Source organism: [Mycobacterium] stephanolepidis (assembly GCF_002356335.1).
In the GTDB taxonomy this organism is placed as follows: Bacteria; Actinomycetota; Actinomycetes; order Mycobacteriales; family Mycobacteriaceae; genus Mycobacterium; species Mycobacterium stephanolepidis.
Genome location: NZ_AP018165.1, coordinates 3196821 through 3223372 on the forward strand (window position 1 = coordinate 3196821; position 26552 = coordinate 3223372).

Below are 26552 nucleotides of genomic sequence, written 5' to 3' on the forward strand. Positions count from 1 at the left end.
CCTGTCACTCCTGGAAGCGGTATCCCATACCCGCCTCGGTGAGCAGGTGTTTCGGATGAGCCGGATCGATCTCCAGTTTTCGTCGTAGCTGCGCCAGATACACACGTAGATAATGAGTTTCGGAGCTGTACGCGGGGCCCCAGACCTCGTGGAGCAGTTCCTTCTGCCCGACAAGTTTTCCGCGGTTACGCACCAGCACCGCCAGCATCGACCATTCGGTAGGCGTCAGATGCACTTCCCTGCCATCGCGAATCACCTTGTGCGACGAGAGATCCACGTCGAATGTTTCGGTGCGGACCACAGGTTCGGCGCTGTCCGGTGTGCCACGCCGTACAGCTGCCCGTAGCCGGGCCAGGAATTCGTCCATGCCAAAAGGTTTGGTCACATAGTCGTCGGCACCCGCATCGAGTGCCTCCACCTTGTCCGCCGAGTCGGTGCGCGCCGAAAGCACGATCACCGGAACCTCGGTCCAACCGCGCAGCCCGGCGAGCACCTCGGTGCCATCCATATCCGGCAACCCGAGATCCAGAATGACCACCTCGGGCTGGGTCTCGGCAGCCGCACGCAGCGCGCCCGCCCCCGAGGAGGCCGTTACCACCTCATAACCACGCGCCGACAGGTTGATCCGCAAGGCGCGCAGGATCTGCGGCTCGTCGTCAACCACCAACACCCGCGTCATCGCAGCACCCCGACACTCGGCAGATCAACGATCATGGTCAGACCGCCGCCTGCCGTGTCAGTCGCGTTCACCGTGCCCTCCATTGCTTCCACGAAACCCCTCACCACCGAAAGACCCAGCCCCACACCAACTGTGTTGTCGCGATCGCCGAGCCGCTGGAAAGCATCGAAGGCGGCACCACGTTTGGACGCGTCCAGCCCCTTCCCGTGGTCGGCGACGATCACCAGTGTGCGGTCCTCTACCTCCTCGTAGTTGACCAGCACCTCTGCCTGTGAGTATCGCAGTGCATTGTCGACAAGGTTGGCCAATACGCGTTCCAGCAGGCCAGGGTCTGCCCGAACCACCGCACCATTCAGGTCCAGATGCACCCGTTTGCGATCGTTCTCGGTGGCACCCAGAAGGGCTCTATGCGCGATTTCCTCGACATACACCGGCACAGCACGGGGTTTGACGACCCCCGCCGCCAGCCGCGACGAGTCCAGCAGATTGCCCACCAGTGCCGTGAGTTGATCGGTCGACTCCTCCACGGTGGCAAGTAGTTCGGCGGTGTCCTCCGGCGAGAACTCGATGTCCGGACTGCGCAGGCTCGATACGGCGGCCTTGACCGCGGCGAGCGGGGTACGCAAGTCATGGCTCACCGCGGATAGCAGTGCCCGCCGCAACCGATCGGCCTCGGCAAGTGCAGAGGCCTGCGACGCTTCCTCGGCCAACCGTGCCGAACGGACCAAACCGACCGCCGTTCCGGCGACCACCTGCAGCACCCGTGCATCGGTGGATGGCACCGGTGGCCCATTGAGCGCCAACGCGTAGGCGCCATCGTCGACCCGGAACACCGAGTCGGCTTCGGACTCCCGTGTGGGCGGGTGCTCCCCGACACTGGCCACAGCCGGTCCCTCCGCGCACAGCAGACTCACCGCCGTCTGGTTGTAGGTGGCGCGTACCCGCTCCAGAAGGGCCGAAAGATCCGAATTCACGAGGACACCACCGGCGAAGAGTGCCAGCAGCTCGGCTTCACGCGCCGCCCGTCGAGCCTGCCGAGCGCGCGTGGCCGCCGCATCGACGAGGGCCGCGACGGCGACGGCGGTCACCATGATCATCAAGATGGTCAGTGCGTTGTCGGTCTCCCCGATGGTGAAGCTGTATCGCGGAGAGACGAACAGATAGTTGAGCAGCAGCCCCGAGATGACCGCCGACACCAGCGCGGTCGATACACCGCCGAGCAACGAAACGGCCAGCACCGCAATAAGAAACAGTGCGCTTTTGCTGCCGACCCCGAGTGCGGAGTCGAAGAAATGAATGAACAACGCGGTGGCCGGCGGCACCAGGATCGCGGCCAGCCAGTTGATGATCAGGCGCTTACGTCCCTCTTGTGGCATGGATCCACTGCGCAGCCTCACCGGCCCCGCGTGCCCGTGCGTCACCATGTGCACGTCGATGGCGCCCGAGTCGCGGATGACAGCCGCGGCCACTCCCTCGTCGAAAATCCTGGCCCATCGCGAACGCCGCGAGGTACCCAACACCAATTGGGTGGCGTTGACGCCACGGGCGAAGTCGAGCAGTGTCTGCGGTACATCGTCTCCGGTGACGGTCTGCACCGAGGCCCCAATATCGTTGGCCAGTCGGCGTACCCGCGCCATGACCGCTGTGGATGCACCGACCAGACCGTCTCCCCGCACCACGTGGACCACCAGGAGTTCGGCGCTCGACTTGGCGGCGATGCGGCTCGCCCGGCGTACCAGGGTCTCCGATTCGGGACCCCCTGTGACCGCGACGACCACGCGCTCACGTGCCTCCCAGGTCTTGGTGATCCTGTTGTCCGAACGGTATTTGGCAAGTGCGGCGTCCACCTGATCGGCGAGCCACAGCAGCGCCAGCTCACGCAGCGCCGTCAGATTGCCTGTCCGGAAGTAGTTACTCAGCGCCGAGCCCACCTTCTCGGGCGCATAAACATTGCCGTGAACCATCCTGCGCCGCAGCGCCTCCGGCGTGATGTCCACGAGCTCAACCTGCTCGGCGCGTCGCACCACTGCATCGGGGACGGTCTCGCGCTGCACGATTCCGGTGATCTGTTCGACAACGTCGTTCAGACTTTCCAGATGCTGCACATTGATGGTGGTCAGCACATCGATCCCGGCGTCCAGGATCTCGTCGATATCCTGCCAGCGCTTGGGATTCCGGCTACCCGGTGCGTTGGTGTGTGCCATCTCGTCGATGAGTACCAGCGCCGGCTTGCGGGCCAATACCGCATCGACATCCAACTCGTGCATGAGCGTGCCGCGGTAGGTCGTCTCCTTGGGCGGGATGAGCTCTAAACCATCGAGCATCTCCGCGGTCTTGGAGCGGCCATGGGTTTCTACCGTCGCCGCCACCACATCGGTGCCGCGTCCGGCCCGACGGTGTGCCTCGTTGAGCATGGCGTAGGTCTTCCCTACACCGGGTGCGGCCCCCAGATAGATCCGCAAAGTCCCGCGTGCGCGAAGACCGTCAGGCACCGTCTCTCCTTCATCGGCAGGGTGGGCCGGTCAGGCCCAGTGCCACGTTCAGTGTGGGGACGTTGACGCGCGGCTCTCCCAGAATGCCCCATTGCCGGGAAGACGTGTGTGCTTGTACCAACTCCGCGAGCCGCGCCGCACCCACGCCGGTGGCCGCCACCACCCGCGGTATCTGCAGCGCCGCGTACTCCGGGCTGATATCGGGGTCCAGGCTCGAACCGGAACCGGTCACCGCGTCGGCGGGAATCCGTGTGGGATCGACGCTCTCGCGCCGGGCGATGGTGGCGCGACGAGTATCGATATCCGTTTTCAGCTTCTCGCTGTTCGGTCCCTGGTTGGAGGGCACCCCGGCGGCGGGATCACCACTGGCCCGGGTGTGGAAGTAGGGGTCAGAACCGGAGGCTTGTGGGTCCACCCCGATGAGTGCGGACCCGACGACGCAGCCGTTACGGTCCGTAAGAGGTGAGCCCTCCGCGGATCTGGAATCGATGCGACCGAACAGCCACACCGCGGCCGGGTATGCGATACCGAGCACCGCCGTGAGCGACAGCAGCACCACCAGGCCCGCCACACACTGACGCAGCCACGCGATTGAGATCTTCGTCATTACCAACTCACCCAATTCCCGGTATGAAACGCACAACCAGATCGATCAGCCAGATCCCCACGAACGGAACGATCACGCCGCCGAGCCCGTAGATCAACAGATTTCGCCGTAGCAACTCCCCCGCACCCACCGGCCGGTAACGAACGCCCTTGAGCGCCAACGGCACCAGCGCGATGATCACCAGGGCGTTGAAGATCACGGCCGAGAGGATCGCCGACTGCGGAGTGGCCAGTCGCATGATGTTGAGCTCACCCAGCTGCGGATAGATGCCGCTGAACAACGCGGGCAGGATCGCGAAGTACTTCGCGAGGTCATTGGCCAGCGAGAACGTGGTCAACGCGCCCCGAGTGATCAGCAGCTGCTTGCCGATGGCCACCACGTCGATGAGCTTGGTGGGGTCGGAGTCCAGGTCCACCATGTTCCCGGCTTCCTTGGCGGCCGATGTCCCGGTGTTCATGGCCACACCCACGTCCGCCTGTGCCAGGGCCGGTGCGTCGTTGGTGCCGTCACCGGTCATCGCAACGAGCCGACCGGCCTTCTGTTCCCTGCGCAGCAGCTCCAGCTTGTCTTCCGGGGTGGCCTCCGCGACGTAGTCGTCCACTCCGGCCTCGGAGGCGATCTGCTTGGCGGTCAACGGGTTATCGCCGGTCACCATGACCGTGCGGATTCCCATGGCTCGCATCTGGGCGAAGCGTTCAGCCATACCGGGTTTGACGACGTCGGAGAGCCGAATCACGCCCAGCAGCCGCGTCTCGGCGCCGTCGTGGTCGGCCACCACCAGCGGGGTGCCGCCCTCGCCGGCCACCTGATCTGCGACCTTGCGGACCGCGACCACCGCAGGGTCGTCCTCCTGAACACCGGAAAGGCTTGCCACCCAGGTGAACACCGCATCGGCGGCGCCCTTGCGGATCTGCTTGCCGTCGGCGGTATCCAGACCGCTCATCCGGGTGGCCGCGGTGAAGGCCAAAAACTCTCCTTCACGCGAGCCATCATCGCTTCTTTCCCCCGTCGCGTCGCTCGCGCCGACGGCCAGTTCCACAATGCTGCGACCCTCTGGGGTCTCGTCGGCAAGGCTCGAGGCCCGCGCGGCCTGGGCAAGAGTTTCGTGCGTGATACCGGGCGCCACAATAAATTCGGTGGCCTGCCGGTTACCGAAGGTTATGGTGCCGGTCTTGTCCATCAGCAGGACGTCGATGTCCCCGGCCGCCTCCACCGCGCGCCCCGACTTGGCCAACACGTTGTGCTGCACCAGCCGATCCATGCCCGCGATACCGATCGCCGACATCAGAGCGCCGATGGTGGTGGGGATCAAACAGACGAGCAATGCGATGAGCTTGATCGGATCCTGTTGCTCACCGCCATAATTGCCCATCGGACCGAGCGCGACGACCGCCAACAGGAAGATGATGGTGAGCGAGGCCAACAGGATGTTGAGTGCGATCTCGTTAGGCGTCTTCTGACGCGCGGCGCCCTCCACGAGCGCGATCATCCGATCGACAAAGGACTCACCGGGTGCCGCCGTGATCTGCACGACGATCCGGTCCGACAGCACGGTGGTACCGCCGGTGACGGCGCACCGGTCACCACCGGATTCCCTGACCACGGGCGCTGATTCACCGGTGATGGCCGACTCGTCGACCGTCGCGATGCCCTCCACCACGTCACTGTCGCCCGGGATCACCTGTCCGGCTTCGACGACCACGCGGTCGCCCGGCCGCAACGAACTGCCGGCCACCTCTTCCTCGGTCTCTGTGCCGTCGACGCCGTTGTCGGGCCGCACCAACTTGCGGGCCACGGTGTCACGCTTTACCTCTCGCAGGCTCGCCGCCTGCGCCTTTCCGCGCCCCTCGGCGACGGCCTCGGCCAGGTTCGCGAACACCACCGTGAACCACAACCAGGCGGTGATGGCCCACGCGAAGATCGACGGATGCAATGCGGCGAGCACGGTGGTGGCCACCGACCCGACGGTCACCACGAACATCACCGGGTTGCGGGCCATATGACGCGGATCCAGCTTGCGCACCGCTAGCGGAAGCGCCTTGACCAATTGGGTGGGATCGAAGACTCCGGTACTGACTGTGCTCTTACTGGTCTTGGACACTATAGGACAGCCTCGGCGATCGGTCCCAGCGCCAGGGCCGGGAAGAAGGTGAGTGCGGCCACCAAGAGAACGGTGCCGGTATGCAATCCGGCGAACATGGGGCCGTGGGTGTGCAGAGTTCCGGCTGACACCGGTGTCTTCTGCTGAGTGGCAAGCGATCCGGCCAGCGCCAGCGTGAAGATGATGGGCAGGAAGCGGCCCAACAACATCGCCACGCCAAGGGACGCCTGGAACCAGTGGCTGGTCACCGTGAGCCCACCGAAGGCGCTGCCGTTGTTGTTGGCGGCCGAGGCGTAGGCGTACAACACCTCGGAGAACCCGTGGATGGACTGCGCGCTGCCCGGATCCCCGCTGTTGCCTTGATATCCGGGAGTCGTCGACAGAGCCACCGAGATGCCTGTGCCGATGAGTACCAGGGCGGGCATGACGAGCACGGACAGCGCGGCCATGGTGATCTCGCGTCGTCCGATCTTCTTGCCCAGGAATTCCGGAGTGCGGCCCACCAGCAGCCCACCGACGAACACCGCGATGATGGCCAGCACCAGAATCCCGTAGAGGCCAGTCCCGACACCGCCCGGCGCGATCTCGCCGAACAGCATGTTCAAGATCAGTGCTCCGCCGCCGGCGGCGGTAAAGCTGTCATGGGCGGCATCGACGGCGCCCGTGGAGGTTCCGGTGGTCGCCACCGCGAACAAGCTGGTCGCGGGAATGCCGAACCTGACCTCCTTGCCTTCCATCATGGCACCGGCCGCCTGCGAGGCGATGCCGCGCGGGGTCGACTCCGCCCAGGTGACAAAGGCCAGCATGCCGCCGAAAAGGGTGGCCATCACGGACAAGACGGTCAGGCCCTGACGCTTGTCTCCCACCAGCGTCGAGTAGGTGCAGGTCAGGCACACCGGGACGATGAGAATGGCAAGGATCTCGACGATATTGGTCAGCGGCGTCGGGTTCTCGAAGGGGTGCGCCGAGTTAGCGGCAAGAATGCCACCGCCATTGGTTCCGACTTCCTTGATGGCCTCCTGCGAGGCGACCGGGGCCAGCGCGATGTGTTGCGCCGTTCCGTCGAGCGCTGTCGCATCGAAATGCGTGTACAGCGACTGAATGGCGCCCTGGGACAACAAGATCAGTGCGACCACAAAAGATATGGGTAGGAGAATTCTTAAACTTCCCCGCACCAGGTCAACCCAGAAATTGCCGAGTTCTCCCCCGGTTGTGGTTCGCACGATGCCGCGAATCAGCGCCACTGCCACCGCCAGCCCGACAGCTGCGGAGACAAAGTTCTGCACGGCCAACCCGACCATCTGGGTCAGATTGGTCATGGTGGTCTCGGGTGTGTACGACTGCCAGTTGGTGTTCGTCACAAAGGAAATCGCGGTGTTGAAGGCCACCGCGGGGCTCACCGCGCCCAGGTCGCCCGAGAGCGGTAACACACCCTGGGCGCGTTGCAGCAGATAGAGGAAGAGCACGCTGGCGAATGAAAACCCCAGCAGTGACAGGGTGTATCCCACCCATGTCTGCTCGGTCTCCGGATCCACCCGCCCCGTGCGGTAGATCACCCGCTCGACGAGCGAGTGTTTGACGGTCGATGGGCCGCTTGCGCGCAGAGAATGTGGGCCCGTGAAGACGCGCGCCATGTAATCCCCCACGGGGACGTACGCGATAGCGAGCACCAGAATGACGAAGCCGATCTGAAGACCGGCCGCCAGAGCGGAATTCACCGTTAGAACCTTTCCGGGTCGAGCAGTGCGACCACCAGATACACGACGAGCGCGGCCGACAGGACAATCAGCACAATGTTGGTGACAGCATCAGTGCCCAGATCGAGAGTCATCGCGCCTGCAATCCGCGTACGACGGCCACGCACAAGGCGAAGCCCACGACGATCAGGACCAGGTACCAGAAATCAACCACGCAGGAATCATGATCCCGGCCAAGGGCACTACCTGCGTTCTTTACGCGTCCCTGACGGGCGCATCGGGCCTCTTGACGCGCTATTAACGGGGTTCAACCAGCCGTTGACAGCCCGGGCAGAAGTACGACGACCGGTTCATGAAAGCCTCCCGGCGCATGGCGCGCCCGCAGCGGCGGCATGGTTCACCCTCACGTCCGTACGCCTCCAAAGAGCGCTCGAAGTAGCCGGATTCGCCGTTCACATTCACATATAGATCGTCGAATGAGGTACCGCCCTGTGCCAGCGCCAGACGCATGACACCGGCCGCACTATCGAGTACCTCGGTGAGCTTGGCGCGCGTCATGCCATCGGTGAGGCGCCGGCCATGCACGCGCGCCTGCCAGAGGGCTTCGTCGGCGTAGATGTTGCCGACGCCGGACACCACGGTCTGGTCGAGCAGCGCGCGTTTGATCTCGGTGTGCTTACCGCGCAGCCGGGTAACCACAGCCGACGCATCGAATCGTTCATCGAGCGGATCCCGCGCGATATGGGCGACCGGCTCCGGGAGCTCGCTTCCATCGACGGTGACGACATCGGTCACCATCCAGCCGCCAAAGGTGCGCTGATCGACGAAGCTCAACACCGACCCGTCATCGAGTGTCGCGGCAATACGCAAATGCTGCGGCCGGGAAATGGGTCCGATGAGCATTTGGCCGCTCATCCCGAGATGGACCACCAGTGCCTGTCCCTCGCCCAGCGTCAACCACAGATACTTGCCCCGACGACCGGTGCCGCTGATCTGTTGTCCGGTAAGCAGTCCCGCCAGCTCGACGGCACCACCGGGCTGCCTGCGCACGGCCCGGTCATGGTGCACAGACGCCGATGCGATGGTCTTTCCGACGAGGTGATGGTGCAGCCCGCGGCGGACCACCTCCACCTCGGGAAGCTCAGGCACCTGACCCGTTGATGCCGTTCCACGCCTCCGAGGCCGCCCGTTGTTCGGCTTCCTTCTTGGATCGGCCAACGCCCACGCCATGCGCGGCGTCGTTGACCATCACGGTGGCGGTGAATTCCTTGTCATGATCGGGTCCGGTCGAGGTGACTGCATACGACGGTGCGCCCCAACCCTTTTCCGCGGTCAGTTCCTGCAGACTGGTCTTCCAGTCCAGGCCGGCACCGAGTTTGGGCGCGGTCTCCAGGAGCTGACCAAACAATCGCAGCACGACCGCGCGCGCGACCTCGAGCCCGTGCTCCACATAGACCGCACCGAGAATCGACTCCATGCCGTCGGCAAGAATGCTGGACTTGTTGCGACCACCGGTGTTCTCCTCGCCCTTGCCGAGAAACAGGTGTGCGCCCAAACCGTCGCCGGTCAGTCCGCGTGCCACTCCGGCGAGGGCCTGGGTGTTGACGATGCTGGCACGCAGTTTCGCCAAATCGCCCTCCGAGCGGTCGGGGTGACTGTGATACAGCGTCTCGGTAATCGTCAGGCCAAGCACGGCATCCCCGAGGAATTCGAGCCTCTCGTTGGTAGGCAGGCCACCGTTCTCGTAGGCATAACTGCGGTGTGTGAGCGCCAGAGTGAGGAGATCGTCGCCGACCCTTACCCCAATCGCCTCGCGCAGATCGTCGTACCGATTCTCTGGGGCAGGGCTCACTGGTCGTCACCGAAGTTGGCAAGCTTGGCCCAACGCGGATCGATCTTGTCATGGTGGTGGCCGGGTTCGGCCGTGGCCATAACGATGCCGCACTCGGGGCAGAGGCCCGGGCAATCGGGCCGGCACACCGGTGCCAGTTCCAGGTCGGGCACGATGGCATCGACGATGGTCTGTTCAAGGTCGACCAGGCCGTCAACCACCCGATGTATCTCGTCTTCCTCGGTGGTCGCCTCGGTCTCGCTGTCCGGGTACGCGAAGAGTTCGGTGAGGTACGCATCCGCATGGCCCGTGATCGGCTCCAGGCAGCGTGAGCATTCTCCCGCGAGGTCTCCGGCGATGGTTCCGGTGACGAGAACGCCTTCCGAAACCGCTTCGACCCGAAGATCCATATCCACGTCCGCGCCCTCGGGGATCGCGATCAGGTCGTTGCCGATGCGCACCGGGCTAGCGATGGTGCGCTCAATCTCCTGCATCGACCCGGGACGCCGTCCGAGCCCGAGGGCCAGGACATCAAGAACAAAAGGTCCCGGCATGAACCCAATCTTAACGCTGCACGTAGTCGTGGGTACCAGCGCCGGTGCGCAGCTGGTGACGGCCACGGCCCACCGAACGCAGCGTGCCGTTGAGGTAGTCCTCGAACTCGGCCAGTTTGTTGTCGACGTAGATGTCGCATTCACCACGCAGCCGGTCGGCTTCGGCGTGGGCCGCATCGATCAGGCGGGTGGACTCGGCGTTGGCCGCCTGCACGACCTCCGTCTGGGCTACCAGGCGCTGCTGCTCCTTGATGCCTTCCTGCACGGCCTTGTCGTAGGACGCGTTACCCGAGTCGACCAGGCGATCCGCCTCCGCCTTGGCCCGCGCGACGGTGCTCTCCTGCTCACGCTTGGCGTTGGCCAACGTGCGCGCCGCCTCTTCACGCGCCTCACCAACGGTCTGCTCAGCGTGGTTGCGCGCCTCGGCAACCATGCGGTCGGCCTGCGACTTGGCATCGGCCAGTAGTCGGTCGGCTTCGTTGCGGGCATGGCTGAGTGTCTGCTCAGCATCGGCGTTCGACTGGCCGATCACCGTCTCGTGATGCTCCTTGGCCTCACGCAGCAACGAATCGCGGGCATCCAGAACATCCTGGGCGTCATCGAGTTCGCCGGGGATGGCGTCCTTGATGTCGTCGATCAGCTCCAGGACGTCGCCGCGGGGCACGACGCATCCGGCGGTCATCGGAACGCCGCGCGCTTCTTCAACAATGGCGCCCAGCTCGTCGAGCGCTTCAAATACTCGGTACACGGCTACACCCTTCACGCGAGTTTCCACTGTTACCAGTGTGCCTGGTGTGACTGCTGTGACCGTGCTAGCTGACCGGTGTGTCGGCTATTTCTGCGCGGCCTGTTTTCTATTGTGCCTGGCCACGCAGTTTCCCGAGAAGTCGTTGATGAACGGAAGGAGGCAGCAACGCCGAGACATCTCCCCCGTACGTCGCCACCTCCTTGGCAAGCGAGGACGACACGAACGAATACGCCGGGGTGGTAGCCACGAAAAAGGTGTCTACACCGGCGATGTGTTTGTTCATCTGAGCCATCTGGAGTTCGTATTCGAAGTCGGTGCCAGTGCGGAGGCCCTTGACGATCGCACCCAGACCACGCGCTCTCACGAAGTCCACCAGCAGACCCTGTCCCGATTCGACGCGCAGATTGGGTAGATCGGTGGTGGCCTCGCGGATCATCTCGATGCGCTCGTCGATGGTGAACATGCCCGCTTTGTTGGGGTTGATCAACACCGCGACGATGACCTCGTCGAACTGCGCCGCGGCTCGTTCGAAAACATCCAGATGCCCGAGGGTTACCGGATCGAACGAGCCGGGGCAAACAGCTCCCGTCATGCGGACGATTTAGTGGCCGAGCGAATGCCGATACCGCTACCGATTTGCAGTACACCGATCACGATGAGCCAGATACCGACGACCAGCGTGAGGGTCAAGATCGAGCTGATCGGGTAGACGATGAGCACGATGCCCGCGATTGTCGAGATGATTCCGCTGAAGATCTGCCAACCGCGCCCCGGAAGTTCCTTGTCGCCGACGGCGGTGATGGTGCCCGCAATGCCCTGGGCGATCCAGCCGACACCAATCCAGATGGCCAGCAGCAGAATCGAATTCAGCTCGTCCTTGAAGCACAACACACCGAGGACGAACGAAATCACGCCGGTGAGGAACAACAGAACCCTCATGCCGGCCGACGACACCGGCAGCGTGAAGGCGAAAACAACCTGAGCAATACCGGATATCAGTAGGTATGCGCCGAAAGCGTACGCGGCGACCAGCACGGTGATTTGAGGCCATATCAGCACCACGGCACCAACGATTACCGCCAAAACTCCTGATACCACCGCTGTCTTCCAGAGATGCTTGACGAGGTCCTGCCCGACACTTGTAGTCATGGAACTAAGGGTATTTCCTCGGCAACGGTGGCGGGGCGATTCGTGCGGTGCGTTACAGACTCACCATGATTCTGTTATCTCCTGGCTGGGCAGGTGAACTCAAGTTCGAAGGTCGCGGGTGTGCTCAATCCAGCCGTCGCGTTGCCGGAAATCTTGTAGAACTGCCCGGACTTGGTCACCGTCGGCTCGGTCGCACCATGCCCCGAGTTGTACATCACCGGGTGTCCATCGATGATTCCCAGGGTCAGACTCTTCAACGTTGGGTTATCGCCCGCTGCCAGCGTGGCGGCAATCGCATCACTCTCGCTACCGACATTCACGAAGGTCATATCGGCTGCGGTAACGCACTCGACCCGATTCTCAACCGATCTCACGACACCGTCGACAACAACACGTGGACCGGCCGCCTGAGCACCACTTGCCGTGCTCGACACCGGATTGTTCATCGGCGAGTCGTGTCGCAGGCCTCCGCCCGACGAGCAGCCGACAAGACACACGACGGCCGACAGGGCGCCGGCCACCATCACTACGCCGCCATAACGCATGTGCGCCCTCGCTTCCACCCCGGCCGATGATCCGGTCCAGACTAGTTCGGCCACTGCTCTAGTCCCACCAAAACTTCCAGGATCGCGCACCACTGATCTGCCGGGCATAGGAGCTCAAGGTGCCCGCGCCTTGATCGATGTTGTCGGGGCAGAACCCGTAGTGCTCATAGCCGACCGACACCGAGAGATCGGCGCCCGGCGGACGCGTCACTTCTATGTCGATGGCATCGAAGTCGACGGTCGTGAGCACCGCACCGAATCGGTCTTCCCAGGACCGAAGAACCGCCGACAGCGCCTCCTCGGAAAGGTCGTAGTTCGCACCGTGAGCCCATCCCAGGGCATTGAGCGCATCGGCCGGACGTGTCGTCGGCACCAGAATCAGCAGCGAACCCTGCTCCAGGTGATCGGCGGTCAACGGGAGCGCACGCTGGGGCGGCTGAGTGCGCTGCTCAAGCGTGATAGGCGTGACCGGTACGTCGATGGCCGCAGCATTGGCCGACGAAACCTCTTTCACAAGAAAAGATTTCGCGTCAACGGCGTCAACATCGGCGGGCTCGACAAGGTGTCGAAGGTCTTCGGGATCTGACCACGGCCGACGCAGATCCCCACTCAGCCCACGGGAGGCCAAGGGCCACAGTCCCGTTCGATCGAAGCGGCCCGCCAACCGCAACCAGAGCGATTGGACGTCAACCACCGCGGCATTGCTCACCCACGCCAGCGAACGGCCCGCCGGGCTGATGATCACATGCCCTTCGGGCAGCTTGACACCGCCCACACTCCACGTGGCAGCATTCTCGGGACGAGGCAGCTGACCCGCGCGTTCGGCGTGCACCGGCACCAGAAGTTCGGCGTAGGCGGGCAGATCATGCGCGGGTTCGGGATTTCCCACAATCGCGCGCGTACTCCAGTAGGCCTGACCGAACAGATACGACAGCCCGAGCACAAGCACCGCGACGATTGCGCTCAGCGATGTCCACCCTTTTGGCCCCACCCTCGCAGATTAGCTGAGTGGCCGGGCTTCAGCTGGAGGCCACCATCCCATTCGACTCATCTGCCGGTGCGTTCTCTCGCGCAGTGCGGCGGGCACGATTCGCCCGGAGTGCTTGCCGTGCGGACTCCAGGGTGGTGTTGCGTGGATCGATCTCTTCCCTCTCGAAGCCTCGAACCGCAATCGGCAAATAGAAGAACTTCAGCGGAAGGACGCGCTCGAGAACCGCGTAGAACCGCGTAGAACCGCCGAAACATAGCCGTAAAGCGGCGCAGCATCTCCTCGTCCTCGGGGGTCCATTCCACGTTGAACAGCTCCCGCACATGGGGCGGATAACTACCGAGAACGACTTGCCGCCGGCCCACCAGCCAGGGCCACACAAATTTCTTCATGACCGGAGGCCACCACCGCGGCGCCACGCGGCGCTCCATGAATTGTTCCAGCATGGCCTGAGTCACCTGCGAATTCACCAAATAGTTGCGCTCGATGTTTCCCAAATACCGTTCGAAATCTTCGTACGTATCGGGCTGAGAACTATCGTCGACCCCCCATATGCTGTACCACTCCTTGGATTCCTCAAATATCTGCTCCTTTATCGCGCGTGGCATTTTTCCGCCGAAATGCAGCCGCTCGATTACCAGTAGCATGTGGTGATAAAAGAAGGTGACATGCGCGAAATAGAAGGTTTCTGCATTCAAAGCATGAAACGTGCCACCCTGCAGCGCGCCTTTGACGGACTTGTGCATGTTACGGGTCTTTAGCCCGTATTTCTTCGCGTCTTCCGGAGCGTCGTACACCGAGCCGTAAATGTACTCGCGGGATTGCTGACGCCGTTTCTTATATATCGCGGCGCGCACACGGAAAGAACTGTCACCAGTGAAAAGAACGGAACCTGCGGTCCCCCTCGCCATCTGTGGCCATGCGCCCGCAATAGGACCCAATACCCCGCTACCGAAATACATCACGTCAAGACGCCCCCAATATTTCCATATCAGGGAATCGGCGGGAATCGGATGCTGACAAAGGTCTTTCCGTCGCAGACTGTTGTCCCCGGTAAATTCTGTCACCCTGACGTCTTCTGGGATTACCAGCTCCGGATCGAATGTCGTTTGCATGATCTTCTTGAATGCCTTGATACCCCGGACCACCACGTCGAACTCCTCGCGTTGCCGACACCCGCTACTTGACCAACCCCATCGCTACTGTGACTCACCTCACATTAAGAAGTGATGATGCTCCCGGCGCCACTCAAAATCAAGGGAGGTACGGATGGTTTCGGAGCAGACCGAATCAAGGAACGTACGGGTAATTGTTAAGCAGCTTGATTGGCAATACCTGAACGGCTAATTCCCGGGTTGATCAACGCCCGGGGCCTGATCGTCCGCGGGCGGAGTCGCCGGGCACTTACCGGTGCCGACGGGGTGCTGGTTCTGCATGGACGCCAATGTGCTCTCCGGAATCACTCCGTTGAATCTGTCGGTCACCGACTTCAGCAGGCTGCCGGACCCACAAATCTCGTTCAGCGGTGACACCGGGCTGGTCGGTGACAGCACCGGACCATCGGTCGCCAGCGGACCGCCCGAAGCCGTCAGCGGGCCGTTGGCCGACAGCGGACCGCTGGGAGATAACAGCGGACCTTCCGCCGACAACGGACCGCCCGGCGCTCCCAGGCCCGCAATCGGGGCCGGCAGGCCGGCGGATAAAGCATCGTTAGCCACTGACGGGCCGACGGGAGCCTTTGCGCCGCCGGGCAGCAGGTTCGCGACTGGCGAGGACGCGGAAGGCTCTGGCGCAGGCGGTCCCGGCGAGTCTCCGTCGTCGGCCAGTGCGAAACCGGCAGTGGCCACCGATACCGCGCCGGATGCCACCGCCACCACTACCGCTCTCCACCACATGGTGAGCAAGACTAGGCGCCCGTCAGCCGATGTGCTGACCGAACCAGGTGGTAAGACGCTGCCAGGCATCTGCCGCCGAGCCGGGGTTGTAGCGGGGACCGCTGTCGTTGAAGAAGGCATGGTCCGCACCGGGTTCGACGACGATTTCGTGAACCAGCCCTGCCCGCTGCAACGCCGCCGCGGCCTGGTCCTTCGACGAGGTGACCCGCTTGTCGAGCTCACCGTAAAAGGCGAGGACCGCCGCCTTGGACCGCGAAAAGTCCGGGTTGTCCGGAAGCGGCCCATAGAACGGGGCGGCCGCGGCCAGTCTCGGCTCCCCCGCCGCCAGCAGCTGCCACACCAGGCCGCCGCCGAAACAGAATCCCACCACGCCGGCGGGTTTGTCGGGAACCCGGCGCAGAATCTCGTCCACGCCGGACTTCAGGTCCGCGACGAAGCGCTCCGAGGGAACCTTGCCCAGCGCCCCCGTTGCCTCCGCCGGGTCCTTGAACGTCGACGTACCGCCCTCCTCCGACAGCAAGTCGATCGCCAGGGACGAATAGCCCACGCCCGCAAGACGTCCCGCGATCGAACCAACCCAGTCGTTGAGGCCCTTGTTCTCGTGGATCACCAGTACCGAGCCACGCGGCTGCCCCGCGGGCGCCCACGCCCCCTGCAGCGTGCCGTTGGGTCCAGTCCAGGTGATCGGCTCGGTCGCGACAACCTTGTCCGCACCGGGCGGCGGCGACGTGGCGACCGGTGTCGTAGTGGCGGCGGAAGTGTTGTCCGCTTTGTTCTCGCTACCGCAGGCCGCGATCAGCGCACTGGCAGCAGTGGCACCGACACCCAGGAGCGCCAGCCGACGGATGGCCTCCCGTCGCGTCAGCAGCCCCTCGACGTGGTCCGTGGCGATCTCTTCGGCGATGTATCGCTGCAGCGGGGTCATGGCCAGAAGTGTGCGCTCGATAGGTAAACGTGCGCTGTGGATTACCTGGACGGTTACAGAGATCCCAACTCGAGCCGTGTTCCCCCGTACTTGCGCGAGGACACCTCCCAGCCGTCCGGCCACACCGCTTCGGGCCCTGAGGCATCGCGCTCGAGCACCACGAGGGCATCATCGCTCACCCAGTGATCCGTTAGGCGCGACAACAGAGCCGAAACCTCCTCGACGGACACCGAATACGGCGGATCGGCAAGAACCAGATCGTAGGCGCGGTCGGGCGATGTCGACAGGAACGTCGATACCGCAGCCTGCCGCAGCTCGGTACCCGGCAGGTTCACCGCCGCGATATTGGCCGAGATCACCTTCGACGCGGCAGCGTTCGACTCCACAAACGTCACATGTTCGGCACCACGCGACAGCGCCTCCAGACCCAACGCACCGGAGCCCGCGAACAGATCAAGGACCGCGATTCCGTCGAAGTCCAGGCGCGCCTCCAACATGCTGAACAACGCCTCCCGTACCCGATCCGTCGTTGGTCGGGTTCCCTTCGGCGGCACCGCGATCCGGCGTCCACCCGCGGCACCGGCGATGATCCGGGTCAGCTGATCACCACCAGCAGGTCCCCACCCTCGACCTGAGAGGTCTCGGTCAACGCCACCCGCGCGACGGTTCCCGCCTTGGGTGCGGTGATGGAGGCCTCCATCTTCATGGCCTCGATGGTGCCGATGGTCTCGCCCGCCGCAACCTCCTGGCCCGACACCACATTGAGCGTCACCACACCCGCGAACGGTGCGGGCACATGATCGGCGTTGGACCGATCGGCCTTCTCAGCACTGGCGACCGCGCTGTCGATACTCCGATCGCGCACCTGCACTGGGCGTAGCTGACCGTTGAGGATGCACATGACGGTCCGCATACCGCGCTCGTCGGCATCCGAAATCGCCTCTATTCCTATGAGCAGCTCGACGCCCTTCTCCAGCTTGACGCGGTGCTCCTCTCCGTACCGCAGGCCATAGAAGAACTGATTCGCCGAAAGCCGCGACGTGTCGCCGTACTGCTCGCGGTGGGCCAGGAACTCCTTGGTCGGGCCGGGGAACAGCAGGCGATTCAACGCCGCCCGCCGGGTCGCGCTGTCACCATCGAGCGCAGCCTCGTCATCGGCCGTGAGCTCAACCTCCGCACGAGCCGCACCGCGGCCTTCGAGCGCGCGAGTCCGGAACGGCTCCGGCCAGCCACCCGGCGGATCGCCGAGTTCGCCGCGCAGGAACCCGATAACCGACTCTGGGATATCGAAACGCCCAGGATCCGAAGCGAATTCATCAGCGCTCACACCGGTACCCACCAACGCCAGCGCCAAGTCGCCCACGACCTTCGAGGACGGGGTCACCTTGACCAGACGTCCGAGCATCCGGTCGGCGGCTGCGTATCGTGCCTCGATCTCCTCGAACTGGTCGCCCAGCCCCAGGGCGATGGCCTGCTGGCGCAGATTCGAGAGCTGTCCACCGGGAATCTCGTGCGTGTACACCCGGCCCGTCGGTGACGGGAGCCCTGATTCGAAGGGGGCGTATACCTTTCGCAACGCCTCCCAATACGGTTCCAGATCACACACCGCGGTCAGGGACACACCGGTGTCGTACTCGCTATGCGCGGCCGCTGCCACGATCGCCGACAACGACGGCTGGCTGGTGGTTCCGGCCATGGGTGCCGCAGCACCGTCCACCGCGTCTGCGCCCGCCTGCCAGGCGGCCAGATAAGTGGCCAGCTGCCCACCCGCGGTGTCATGCGTGTGCACATGCACCGGCAGGTCGAACCGGGACCGCAGCGCCGTCACCAGGGTGGCGGCTGCGGGCGGACGTAACAGGCCCGCCATGTCCTTGATCGCGAGCACATGCGCACCGGCATCCACGATCTGCTCGGCGAGCTTGAGGTAGTAGTCCAGCGTGTAGAGGTTTTCACCGGGGTTGGACAGGTCGCCGGTGTAACACATCGCCACCTCGGCAACCGAGCCGCCGACCTCGCGCACGGCATCGATCGCCGGGCGCATGGCCTCGATGTTGTTGAGCGCATCGAAGATTCGGTAGATGTCGACGCCGGTCGCGGTCGCCTCACGAATGAAGGCCTTGGTCACCGTCTCCGGATACGGCGTATACCCCACGGTGTTCCGGCCGCGCAACAACATCTGTAGGCAGATGTTGGGCACTGCCTCACGCAGCTCGGCAAGCCGCTCCCACGGATCCTCCTTCAGGAAGCGAAGCGCCACATCGTAAGTGGCGCCACCCCAGGCCTCGATCGACAGTAACTCGGGGGTAAGCCGCGCCACGTACGGCGCGACCGCCAGCAGACCGGTGGTGCGCACCCGGGTTGCCAACAGCGACTGATGCGCGTCACGGAAGGTGGTGTCGGTCAGACCAACCGCCTTCTGCTCCCGCAGCGCCTTCGCGAACCCCTCGGGCCCCAGGGCCAACAGCCGCTGGCGCGACCCGTCGGGTGGCGGCGCCGACAGATCGATCGCCGGCAATTTGTCATGCGGGTACACCTTCGAGGGCTTGGCCCCATGGGGCTTGTTGACGGTGATGTCCGCCAGGTAGTTCAGGATCTTCGTGCCGCGGTCGGCCGAGGACCGTGCCGTCAGCAGCTGCGGACGCTCCTCGATGAATGAGGTGGTGACGTGTCCCGCCCGGAAATCCGGATCGTCGAGAACTGCCTGCAGGAAAGGGATATTCGTGGCGACACCGCGGATGCGAAACTCGGCGACGGCGCGGCGGGCACGTGCCACCGCGGTCTGGAAGTCCCGCCCACGGCAGGTCAGCTTCACCAGCATCGAATCGAAGTGCGCGCCCACCTCGGCGCCCAGGGTTGTGCCACCGTCGAGACGGATACCCGCACCGCCCGGGCTGCGGTAGGCCGTGATGCGACCGGTGTCGGGACGGAAGCCGTTGGCCGGATCTTCGGTGGTGATGCGGCATTGCAAGGCGAATCCTCGTGGCGCCGCCAATGTCTCCTGGTGCAGGCCAAGATCGTCGAGAGTCTCGCCGGATGCGATGCGCAGCTGGCTCGCCACCAGGTCCACATCGGTGATCTCCTCGGTCACCGTGTGCTCCACCTGAATCCGGGGATTCATCTCGATGAAGACATGGCGACCACGCTCATCGAGCAGGAACTCGACGGTGCCGGCGCAGCTGTACCCGATGTGTCGCGCGAAAGCGACAGCGTCCGAACAGATCTTCTCGCGCAGCTCTGCGGGCAGGTTGGGCGCGGGGGCCAGCTCGATGACCTTCTGGTGACGCCGCTGCACACTACAGTCGCGCTCGTAGAGGTGGATGACATTGCCCGCGGCGTCCGCGAGGATCTGCACCTCGATGTGTCGGGGGTTGATGACGGCCTGCTCCAGGAACACCGTCGGGTCCCCGAAGGCCGACTCCGCCTCCCGGCTGGCCGCCTCGATCGCCTCGCGCAGCTGCTCTCGTTCGGCGACCCGGCGCATGCCTCGGCCGCCGCCGCCGGCGACCGCCTTGACGAACACCGGGAATTCCATCGATTCGGAGGCAGTCAGCAGCTCCTCGACCGAGGCCGAGGGCTCCGAGGAAGACAGCACCGGCAGACCCGCCTCACTCGCGGCCGCGATCGCCCGGGCCTTGTTACCCGTCAGCTCCAGCACGTCCGCGGGCGGTCCCACGAAGGTGATGCCCGCCTTGGCGCACGCCGCGGCCAGATCGGGATTCTCGGATAGGAATCCGTAACCGGGGTAGATGGCGTCGGCGCCCGCATTCTTGGCCGCCTTGACCACCTCGGAGACCGAGAGGTAGGCGCGGACCGGATGCCCCTTCTCGCCAATCTGGTACGCCTCATCGGCCTTCAGCCGATGACCCGAGTTGCGATCTTCATACGGGTAGACAGCGACGGTTTCGGCACCTAGTTCGTAGGCGGCACGAAATGCCCGGATCGCGATCTCACCGCGGTTGGCGACAAGAACCTTCGAGAACATAGTCACAGACCGTACCGTGAGGATTAAGCGAACGCGCGTCCGCTGAATTTCACAATTCGGCTCAGACGAGTGTGATCCAGTAATCCCAGAATCGCTCGACAATCGCGAGGATCACCGCGGCGTACCAGAACGCCACCAGCGACCAACGCCATTGATAGAGCACCCTGAGCCAGCGATGAGATCCCAATGGCCGCAAGGCAATCGATGCCGTCACCACCAGCAGGGGAATCGTGACCGCCCAGACCACCATGCAGTACGGGCACAATGCGCCGATCCGGTACAGGCTCTGGAATATCAACCAGTGGACGAAGATCGCCCCGAGTAACGTGCCGATGGCCAGACCGCCCCAGTACCAGCGCGGCAGCTCCACCTTGGCGACCGACAGGACTCCCGTCACCAGCACCACCGTGAACGCCACGATGCCGATGAGCGAGTTGGGGAAGCCGAAGGCCGAAGCCTGTTCGGTCGTCATCACCGAGCCACAGGAAATGATCGGATTCAGGCTGCAGGACGGTACGTACGTCGGATCGATGAGGATCTCGATCTTCTCGACGGTCAGCGCCAGCGCGGCGGCCAGTCCGGCCACCCCGGCGACGAGGACGTACCAGGCGGTCGCGGGACGAAGGGTCACGGCAGGCCCGGAACGGGTCCGGTGATGTCCGTGACGGCCTTGATCAGGTCAGCGGGGGTGGTGCCCTTCCCGATTTCCCAGTCCTTGCCGTTGATCCGAATGGTGGGTGTGGCCTGGATGTTGAGCTTCGGGCCCAGCTCCTTGACCATGTTGATGTACTTCTTGTCCTTGATGCACTTGGAGACCGAGTCCGACGCACCCACGCTCTTGGCGAGCTCGGTCAGCCATTTGTCGTCGTGCCAGGTCTTGGAGTTGACCTCGTCGGGCTGATTGTTCGGGTCGTACAGCGCTGAGTGGTACTTGAGGAACAGCTCCGAGGACTGGTCGGCCACACAGTAGGCCGCCGCCGACGCCCGCGACGAGTAGTCGCGCTTGAGCCGGGGCACGTCCAGGATCCCGACCATGTCATAGTCCGCGCGCACCGCGCCGGTGTCGATGAGCTTCTTGACTGTAGGCCCGAACTCCTGCTCGAACATGGCACAGGCGGGGCAGATCGGATCCTCGATCAGGGTCAGGACCACCTTGGGCTCGGTGGTTCCCTCCTTGGTGACGAGCTTGGCGGGGCCGGGGTGACCACCTCGACTGCCTTCACCTCACCCGCGGGCGGAGCGGGCGGACCCGGGTCCTTCTTGTTCTTGACGACGATGAAACCGACCAGCCCCGCGGCGAACAGCACGACGATGGCCGTGAGTGCGATTTGAATCAGCTGGCTTCGGCGCTGCTCCGCCTTCTTGAGGTCGTAGCTAGGAGGTTGCTTCGGTTTGGCCACGCGAACAGCCTACCGGGCAGAATTAGCGAGACAGGTGTGCGCGCAAGGCCGACGTCAGCTCGTCCACCGCGGCCGCAGGCGCACCGCGCAGCCGGGCCATGTTGTAGAAACCATGTATCAGCGAACCCTGTACCCGCAGGTCCACCGGCACTCCGGCGGCCCGAAGCTTCGCCGCGTACTCGTTGCCCTCATCGCGCAGTGGATCGAAGCCCGCCGTCGTGATGAGCGCCGGGGGCAGCCCCGACAGGTCCGCGGCCAGAATCGGTGACACTTGGGGGTCGGTCTTCTCGACATCGGACCCGCCGAGATAGTGACCTTCGAACATGTCCATGGCCGCCTTGGTGAGGAAGAAGCCCTCGGCGAAGAGATCGCGTGATGGCCTGCGCACGGTGAAGTCGACAGCTGGATAGATCAGGAATTGCAGCAGCGGCAGTTGCGCCCCGGTGTCGCGCGCCTGTTGCGAAACGACGGCGGCCAGGTTGCCGCCGGCGCTGTCACCGCCCACCGCGACCCTGTCCGAGGTGGCGCCCAGTTCACCGGCATGCTCGACAGCCCACAGATAGGCCGCCAGGCAGTCCTGGGCCGCCGCGGGTGCTGGATGTTCGGGCGCCAGCCGATAGTCCACCGAGAGCACCGAGACACCGGCATCGCGACAGGTCTGGCGGCACGCCTGGTCGTGTGTCTCCAGGTCGCCGATCACCCAGCCGCCGCCGTGGAAGAACACCAGCACCGCACCCGTGTCCTCGACAACCGGCCGGTAATGCCGCACCGGGATAGGCCCGGCAGGGCCCGGAATGGAGAAGTCGCGCACCTGCCCGACGGGAGTGCTGAAGGACAGCAACGCCGACTGCTTACGAATGTTGGCGCGACTGTCCGCGACGTCCTCACCCTTGGTGATCTCCCCCTCGCCCAGCAGCGCCATACCGCGCAGCAGCAGCTGGGTCGACGGGTCGAGAATGTTGCCGTCGATGATCACCTGGCGGCCTGCCGCCGCCCTTCGAACAGGGATCGGGATATGCGGTGTCGCGGCGGTGCTGACACGCAGGGCGAGGTCACGTAACAGGCTCACGACGTAACCGTAGCGAGTGCTCCTAGGCTGCCGGTATGGATATCGGCATTGCCCTGCCCTTCATGTGCCGGGAGTACACCCGCGAGTCGACGATCACCTGGGCGCGCCTCGCCGACGAGGGGCCGTTCTCCACGATTTCCTCGGGTGAACGAATCTCGTATCACAACCAAGACATGTGGGTGACACTCGCGGCCGCAGCGGCGGTCACCGAACGAATCCGGATACTCGCGAATGTGTCTGTGCTGCCGGCACATCCGGTGCCGCTGGTCGCCAAACAGGCGGCGACGCTGGATGTGTTGTCCGCCGGCAGGTTCACCCTGGGGGTAGGGGTCGGAGGCCGCGAACACGATTACCGCTCGCTGGACGCATCCTTCGACCGACGCCACCAGCGCCTCGATGTCCAGGTGGCCGAGCTGCGGCGGCTGTGGCGGGGCGAGCCCCCGTTCGAGGGTGCCGACCCGGTGGGACCCGCGCCCGTTCAGGCCGGTGGCCCGCCCATAGTTGCCGCCGCGATCGGCCCGAAATCGCTGGCCCGCGCGGCACAATGGGCCGACGGCATCACCGGGTTCAGTGTCTCCGGCGCGCCCGCAGAGCTTGCCTACTCGGCAGGAGCGGCGCGTGCGGCATGGCAGGAAGCCGGACACGCCGAACCGCCACTGCTATCGAGTGGCTGCTTCTATGCGCTGGGCATCCCCGACGCCGAATCCGAACTCAAGCAGTTCACCGGCGATTACCTGGCCATCTTCGGACCGCAGATCGCCGAGAATGTTCCGAAGACGTTGACCAATTTCGACGCCGATGCGCTGAGCCGCACCCTCGACGGGGCGCAGGAGGCCGGGCTGGATGAATTCATCCTGGTACCGGCGGCATCCGATATCGCCGTGATCGAGGCGACGATCGAACTCATCGAGAAGCGCTAGCCAACTCTGCCGTCGAGGCGATCTGCCGGGCAATGGAGGCGAAAGTTATTCGGGGAGTATCTGATTCAGATGCCGCCCGAGGAATTTGTCCGCGAGCAAGTGACTTCTTGTCAGCGGTTGCGGCCCAACGAAGACCCACCATAGGTGAGACGATCATGTATCATTTGAGTCGGATATGACGCATGAATGGGCGGGACGCGCCCTCTTAAGGAGCAATTGTGGTGCCCAGGAATACTGACCGGAGATGGCGCGCAGTTGCCGGAGTGGCGATCTTGGCCGGAGCTTTAGTCGGTTGTTCCTCACCGCAATCGCCATCGGACCGGATGCAGATGAACTTTCAGGTGAGCACGGATTCTCAGGGCACTTACGATGTACCGTCCCATTTGCCCGACGGCCATCGCGGCGATGTGATTGCCTCAGCCGATCAGGGAGCTGATCTGGGCTTGGGGGCGTCGAATCGGGTAACCCTTCTCTATCGCTCAGTGAACTCACGAGGCCAGGATGTTGTTGTAAGTGGAGTTTTGCTGATACCGCACGGAGAAGCACCCGCCGGAGGCTGGCCACTGATTTCCTGGGCGCACGGAACAGTGGGTATTGCAGACCGCTGCGCCCCTTCCCATTCCCCCACAATGGGTGGCGAATTTAACGGGGAGTACGTGAAGTCGCTACTGGATACGGGGTACGCGGTTGCAGCCACCGACTACATCGGTCTAGGCACCCCTGGCGACCATACCTACATGGGCTCCATTGACCAGGGGAATGCCGTAGCCGATATTGTCCCAGCGGTCCGTCAAATTAACCCCTATCTATCCGAAAATTGGTTCGTTATCGGACACTCGCAAGGTGGAGCAGCGGCACTGTCCGCCACACGTGCGGGCGTCAAGGGCCAGCTGCCCACCGGCCTTAAGGCCGCGATTGCGATCGGTCCGGGCAACTCGGCGGAGAGTGCGCTTCAGGCGGTAATCGATGGGACCGACACCGACCCCTTCGCTCCAGCTTTGGACCTCTTTGTTTTGATCGGCGCTGCCGCGGCTGATCAAAACATACGTCTGGAAGAGATCCTATCGCCACAAGGACAGAAGGTCGTGGATAAGCTGCGAAACAGTACGTGTCTGGCGGACTTACTGAATAACACAAGAAATCTGCCCGGAGCGGACATCTTTCTTCATGATTCTCGAACAGTTGCGGAGTTAAGCCAACGCCTGGGGATATATGGAAATCCGGACAACGGGCCCACTAATGGTCCCGTGTTAATCATTACCGGGGACGCCGACACTATCGTCCCCACTGCTGGCACGCTAAAACTTATCGATAGTCTCCGCCGACAAGGATCAGAAATCGACGAGCTCGTCTTGCCCGGACAGGGCCACATACAACCCTCTTCGATTCCTTCTGTGAACAACAGCGGTTCCTAGCAGCCCATAGCGGTCCGCCGGCACCACAAACCTTCCCAAAACGCTAAGCAGATCTGTGGCTATGCGTGCGCGCTCAGCGAGGTTGCTGAAGCATCAGGGCGTATTCACCCCATGCAATATCAAGCTGGAGATCATGTGGGAGAAGTCTCGGCGGGCGACCCTTCCACTCTCGATAGCCCAGGCCGCCCCGGCGATCAAGCTGAAGAAGACTTCGGTAAGCCACACCGCCGTCAAATCGGTACGGAACTGGCCGCTTTTTTGCCCTCGCGCAAATAACGCGGTGATTTGACCTTCAATACCTGAAAAGCCTTCAAGAGTCTGCGGAAGGTCTAGGTTCTGATACTGGGCGTATATGAGAACCAGTTGGTCTGCTATCGGCTCACACGCCCCGACCAGCCGCTCCAAGGCGTCGGCCGCCGAGTCCTCGGTCAACCGCGCTCCGGCCAGCGCGGACTCCATATTGGTCGTCGCCAGCACGGTCAGCGCTTCTATCAATGCGGCTCGGCCCACAAAATGTCGATGAAGCGTCGCGCGACTCACTCCCACTGCCGCCGCGATCTCATCCATGGTTGCCGCAGGCTGTCTCCCCAAGAAGACAGCCGCCGCATGCAACAAGCTGTCACGACTCACAGCCATTAACCCTCCCGATTGCTCTGCGATTAGCGGTATCGCAAATGCGACATGATCGTCTCATATTCGGCAGAGTTGACTTGGTGCGCCGACACTGGGCTGGACCACGACCAAACTACAACAGAGCCGAAGTAACGCTGACGCGATGAATTCATCTGGTACCGACGGTATCCGATATCGCCGTCATCGAGGCGACGATCGAACTCATCGAGAAGCGCTAGCCGACTCCGCCGTCGAGGCGATCTGCCGGGCTGCGAAGTCGGCAGCCTGACTGGTCATCCCGTTGTCTCCGTACGAATCGTGGGCGGCGTTGTCGCTGCCGTCCGCGGAGCAGATCGGGTCCTCGGGGACGCACATGTCGACAGTCTTGTCCGCGTACAGGTGTCCGATGTTGATCGGCGGGGCCGTGTTGTCGATGCGCTGCAGGAATCCCGTGGACGGCTTACCAAACAGCGCTACCGCCGCCACATGGTCGGCGACCTCGGGTGGCATCGGCCCGGTGATACCCTCCGGCAGCTCGAATCCCGGGGGCACCGCGTCGGCGGTGGTGTAGGCGACGACCGCTGCACCCTGCGAGAATCCGCCCATCACGATCTTGGTGTTGGGGCACCGCGCGGCAATGTCTTTGACGCGGTTACTCGCGTCGATGACACCCTCGGCCGCGGTCGCGAAGGCCAGGGACGCGGGGTACTGGACGGGATAGACCTCCACCGACTTGCCCTTGGTCCGCGCGCGCAGTGCGGACACGAATGCCTCTCCGGTTCCACCGACACCCGGCGGCTCAAAAGTGCCTCGTGCGAACACGATCTCGACGTCGGGACACGCAGCGGCTGCCGCGGACGGCATCCCGACGGGCGAACTGATCAGGGCGCACATGACCACAATGGCAAGTAACCAGCCCCACCGAACTCTCTTCATCAACGAC

The 26552-nt window shown here is 63.7% G+C and carries 24 protein-coding genes and 2 pseudogenes; 2 read left to right on the forward strand and 24 right to left on the reverse strand.

Features of this window, described 5'->3' with window-relative positions; genetic code table 11:
* Positions 1-4: 4 nt before the first annotated feature.
* From MSTE_RS15925 to MSTE_RS16030, 22 genes and pseudogenes are all read right to left on the reverse strand, one after another.
* Complete coding sequence (locus tag MSTE_RS15925; RefSeq protein WP_030094058.1) at positions 5-679, reverse strand: response regulator; 675 nt, start codon at positions 677-679, stop codon at positions 5-7.
* On the reverse strand, positions 676-3171 hold the full coding sequence (locus MSTE_RS15930) for a sensor histidine kinase (protein ID WP_096502634.1): 2496 nt from the start codon (positions 3169-3171) through the stop codon (positions 676-678). Before MSTE_RS15930 ends, MSTE_RS15925 begins: the two co-directional genes overlap by 4 nt.
* A 10-nt stretch (positions 3172-3181) precedes the next feature.
* A complete protein-coding gene (locus tag MSTE_RS15935; RefSeq protein ID WP_096502636.1) occupies positions 3182-3778 on the reverse strand; it encodes a potassium-transporting ATPase subunit C in 597 nt (198 codons plus the stop codon).
* Between the two features lie 7 nt (positions 3779-3785).
* Positions 3786-5879: a potassium-transporting ATPase subunit KdpB gene (gene kdpB / locus MSTE_RS15940; RefSeq protein WP_096502638.1), complete on the reverse strand. Its 2094-nt coding sequence runs from the start codon at positions 5877-5879 to the stop codon at positions 3786-3788.
* Complete coding sequence (kdpA, locus tag MSTE_RS15945; protein WP_096502640.1) at positions 5879-7597, reverse strand: potassium-transporting ATPase subunit KdpA; 1719 nt, start codon at positions 7595-7597, stop codon at positions 5879-5881. The genes kdpB and kdpA overlap by 1 nt, the downstream gene beginning before the upstream one ends.
* 2 nt (positions 7598-7599) lie before the next feature.
* On the reverse strand, positions 7600-7710 hold the full coding sequence (kdpF, locus tag MSTE_RS15950; protein WP_078295873.1) for a K(+)-transporting ATPase subunit F: 111 nt from the start codon (positions 7708-7710) through the stop codon (positions 7600-7602).
* 163 nt (positions 7711-7873) lie between these two features.
* Positions 7874-8725 (reverse strand): bifunctional DNA-formamidopyrimidine glycosylase/DNA-(apurinic or apyrimidinic site) lyase, encoded by an 852-nt coding sequence (gene mutM / locus MSTE_RS15955; protein ID WP_096502642.1) that lies wholly within the window; start codon positions 8723-8725, stop codon positions 7874-7876.
* Complete coding sequence (gene rnc / locus MSTE_RS15960; RefSeq protein WP_096502644.1) at positions 8718-9428, reverse strand: ribonuclease III; 711 nt, start codon at positions 9426-9428, stop codon at positions 8718-8720. The genes mutM and rnc overlap by 8 nt, the downstream gene beginning before the upstream one ends.
* The gene (locus MSTE_RS15965; RefSeq protein WP_096502646.1) at positions 9425-9961 is read right to left on the reverse strand and encodes a YceD family protein; all 537 of its coding nucleotides are present in this window, start codon (positions 9959-9961) and stop codon (positions 9425-9427) included. The genes rnc and MSTE_RS15965 overlap by 4 nt, the downstream gene beginning before the upstream one ends.
* 10 nt (positions 9962-9971) lie before the next feature.
* On the reverse strand, positions 9972-10709 hold the full coding sequence (gene sepIVA / locus MSTE_RS15970; protein ID WP_096505984.1) for a cell division protein SepIVA: 738 nt from the start codon (positions 10707-10709) through the stop codon (positions 9972-9974).
* A gap of 106 nt (positions 10710-10815) precedes the next feature.
* On the reverse strand, positions 10816-11301 hold the full coding sequence (gene coaD, locus MSTE_RS15975; RefSeq protein ID WP_096502649.1) for a pantetheine-phosphate adenylyltransferase: 486 nt from the start codon (positions 11299-11301) through the stop codon (positions 10816-10818).
* The gene (locus MSTE_RS15980; protein ID WP_030094068.1) at positions 11298-11858 is read right to left on the reverse strand and encodes an HdeD family acid-resistance protein; all 561 of its coding nucleotides are present in this window, start codon (positions 11856-11858) and stop codon (positions 11298-11300) included. The genes coaD and MSTE_RS15980 overlap by 4 nt, the downstream gene beginning before the upstream one ends.
* 74 nt (positions 11859-11932) lie before the next feature.
* Positions 11933-12403 carry a lipoprotein LpqH gene (locus tag MSTE_RS15985; RefSeq protein WP_096505986.1) on the reverse strand — a complete coding sequence of 157 codons (471 nt, stop codon included), beginning with the start codon at positions 12401-12403 and terminating at the stop codon, positions 11933-11935.
* Positions 12404-12461: 58 nt separating this feature from the next.
* Positions 12462-13361 carry a DUF4253 domain-containing protein gene (locus MSTE_RS15990; protein ID WP_096505988.1) on the reverse strand — a complete coding sequence of 300 codons (900 nt, stop codon included), beginning with the start codon at positions 13359-13361 and terminating at the stop codon, positions 12462-12464.
* Positions 13362-13422: 61 nt separating this feature from the next.
* A pseudogene (locus tag MSTE_RS15995) lies at positions 13423-14506 on the reverse strand (oxygenase MpaB family protein).
* 228 nt (positions 14507-14734) lie between these two features.
* Positions 14735-15268: a hypothetical protein gene (locus tag MSTE_RS16000; protein WP_096505990.1), complete on the reverse strand. Its 534-nt coding sequence runs from the start codon at positions 15266-15268 to the stop codon at positions 14735-14737.
* Between the two features lie 40 nt (positions 15269-15308).
* On the reverse strand, positions 15309-16211 hold the full coding sequence (locus MSTE_RS16005; protein ID WP_096502651.1) for a dienelactone hydrolase family protein: 903 nt from the start codon (positions 16209-16211) through the stop codon (positions 15309-15311).
* Between the two features lie 53 nt (positions 16212-16264).
* Complete coding sequence (gene rsmD, locus MSTE_RS16010) at positions 16265-16810, reverse strand: 16S rRNA (guanine(966)-N(2))-methyltransferase RsmD (protein WP_096502653.1); 546 nt, start codon at positions 16808-16810, stop codon at positions 16265-16267.
* Positions 16807-20193: a pyruvate carboxylase gene (locus tag MSTE_RS16015; protein WP_096502655.1), complete on the reverse strand. Its 3387-nt coding sequence runs from the start codon at positions 20191-20193 to the stop codon at positions 16807-16809. The genes rsmD and MSTE_RS16015 overlap by 4 nt, the downstream gene beginning before the upstream one ends.
* A gap of 61 nt (positions 20194-20254) precedes the next feature.
* Positions 20255-20824 (reverse strand): vitamin K epoxide reductase family protein, encoded by a 570-nt coding sequence (locus MSTE_RS16020; protein WP_096502657.1) that lies wholly within the window; start codon positions 20822-20824, stop codon positions 20255-20257.
* Positions 20821-21593, reverse strand: a pseudogene (locus MSTE_RS16025) (DsbA family protein). Before MSTE_RS16025 ends, MSTE_RS16020 begins: the two are co-directional and overlap by 4 nt.
* A gap of 22 nt (positions 21594-21615) precedes the next feature.
* Complete coding sequence (locus MSTE_RS16030) at positions 21616-22662, reverse strand: alpha/beta hydrolase (RefSeq protein ID WP_096502659.1); 1047 nt, start codon at positions 22660-22662, stop codon at positions 21616-21618.
* A 35-nt stretch (positions 22663-22697) separates the two neighbouring features.
* On the opposite strand from MSTE_RS16030, the gene MSTE_RS16035 reads away from it, so the two are divergent.
* Both MSTE_RS16035 and MSTE_RS16040 read left to right on the forward strand, forming a co-directional pair.
* Entirely contained in the window at positions 22698-23582 is an 885-nt protein-coding gene (locus MSTE_RS16035; RefSeq protein WP_096502661.1) for an LLM class flavin-dependent oxidoreductase, read from the forward strand.
* Positions 23583-24238: 656 nt separating this feature from the next.
* The gene (locus MSTE_RS16040; RefSeq protein WP_157997692.1) at positions 24239-24997 is read left to right on the forward strand and encodes an alpha/beta hydrolase family protein; all 759 of its coding nucleotides are present in this window, start codon (positions 24239-24241) and stop codon (positions 24995-24997) included.
* A gap of 93 nt (positions 24998-25090) precedes the next feature.
* Here MSTE_RS16040 and MSTE_RS16045 read toward each other — a convergent pair whose 3' ends face one another.
* Both MSTE_RS16045 and MSTE_RS16050 read right to left on the reverse strand, forming a co-directional pair.
* The gene (locus tag MSTE_RS16045; protein ID WP_096502665.1) at positions 25091-25633 is read right to left on the reverse strand and encodes a TetR/AcrR family transcriptional regulator; all 543 of its coding nucleotides are present in this window, start codon (positions 25631-25633) and stop codon (positions 25091-25093) included.
* Positions 25634-25831: 198 nt separating this feature from the next.
* Positions 25832-26545 carry a cutinase family protein gene (locus MSTE_RS16050; protein WP_162291443.1) on the reverse strand — a complete coding sequence of 238 codons (714 nt, stop codon included), beginning with the start codon at positions 26543-26545 and terminating at the stop codon, positions 25832-25834.
* Between the last annotated feature and the right edge of the window lie 7 nt (positions 26546-26552).

What these genes read in the sequence shown, in the direction of transcription:
- MSTE_RS16035 (WP_096502661.1), top strand. Translation starts at nt 22,698, where the DNA reads ATGGATATCGGCATTGCCCTGCCCTTCATGTGCCGGGAGTACACCCGC.
- MSTE_RS15935 (WP_096502636.1), bottom strand. Translation starts at nt 3,778, where the DNA reads ATGACGAAGATCTCAATCGCGTGGCTGCGTCAGTGTGTGGCGGGCCTG.
- MSTE_RS16050 (WP_162291443.1), bottom strand. Translation starts at nt 26,545, where the DNA reads ATGAAGAGAGTTCGGTGGGGCTGGTTACTTGCCATTGTGGTCATGTGC.
- MSTE_RS16005 (WP_096502651.1), bottom strand. Translation starts at nt 16,211, where the DNA reads ATGACCCCGCTGCAGCGATACATCGCCGAAGAGATCGCCACGGACCAC.
- MSTE_RS15965 (WP_096502646.1), bottom strand. Translation starts at nt 9,961, where the DNA reads ATGCCGGGACCTTTTGTTCTTGATGTCCTGGCCCTCGGGCTCGGACGG.
- MSTE_RS15925 (WP_030094058.1), bottom strand. Translation starts at nt 679, where the DNA reads ATGACGCGGGTGTTGGTGGTTGACGACGAGCCGCAGATCCTGCGCGCC.
- MSTE_RS15980 (WP_030094068.1), bottom strand. Translation starts at nt 11,858, where the DNA reads ATGACTACAAGTGTCGGGCAGGACCTCGTCAAGCATCTCTGGAAGACA.
- MSTE_RS16045 (WP_096502665.1), bottom strand. Translation starts at nt 25,633, where the DNA reads ATGGCTGTGAGTCGTGACAGCTTGTTGCATGCGGCGGCTGTCTTCTTG.
- coaD (WP_096502649.1), bottom strand. Translation starts at nt 11,301, where the DNA reads ATGACGGGAGCTGTTTGCCCCGGCTCGTTCGATCCGGTAACCCTCGGG.
- MSTE_RS15985 (WP_096505986.1), bottom strand. Translation starts at nt 12,403, where the DNA reads ATGCGTTATGGCGGCGTAGTGATGGTGGCCGGCGCCCTGTCGGCCGTC.
- kdpF (WP_078295873.1), bottom strand. Translation starts at nt 7,710, where the DNA reads ATGACTCTCGATCTGGGCACTGATGCTGTCACCAACATTGTGCTGATT.
- MSTE_RS16015 (WP_096502655.1), bottom strand. Translation starts at nt 20,193, where the DNA reads ATGTTCTCGAAGGTTCTTGTCGCCAACCGCGGTGAGATCGCGATCCGG.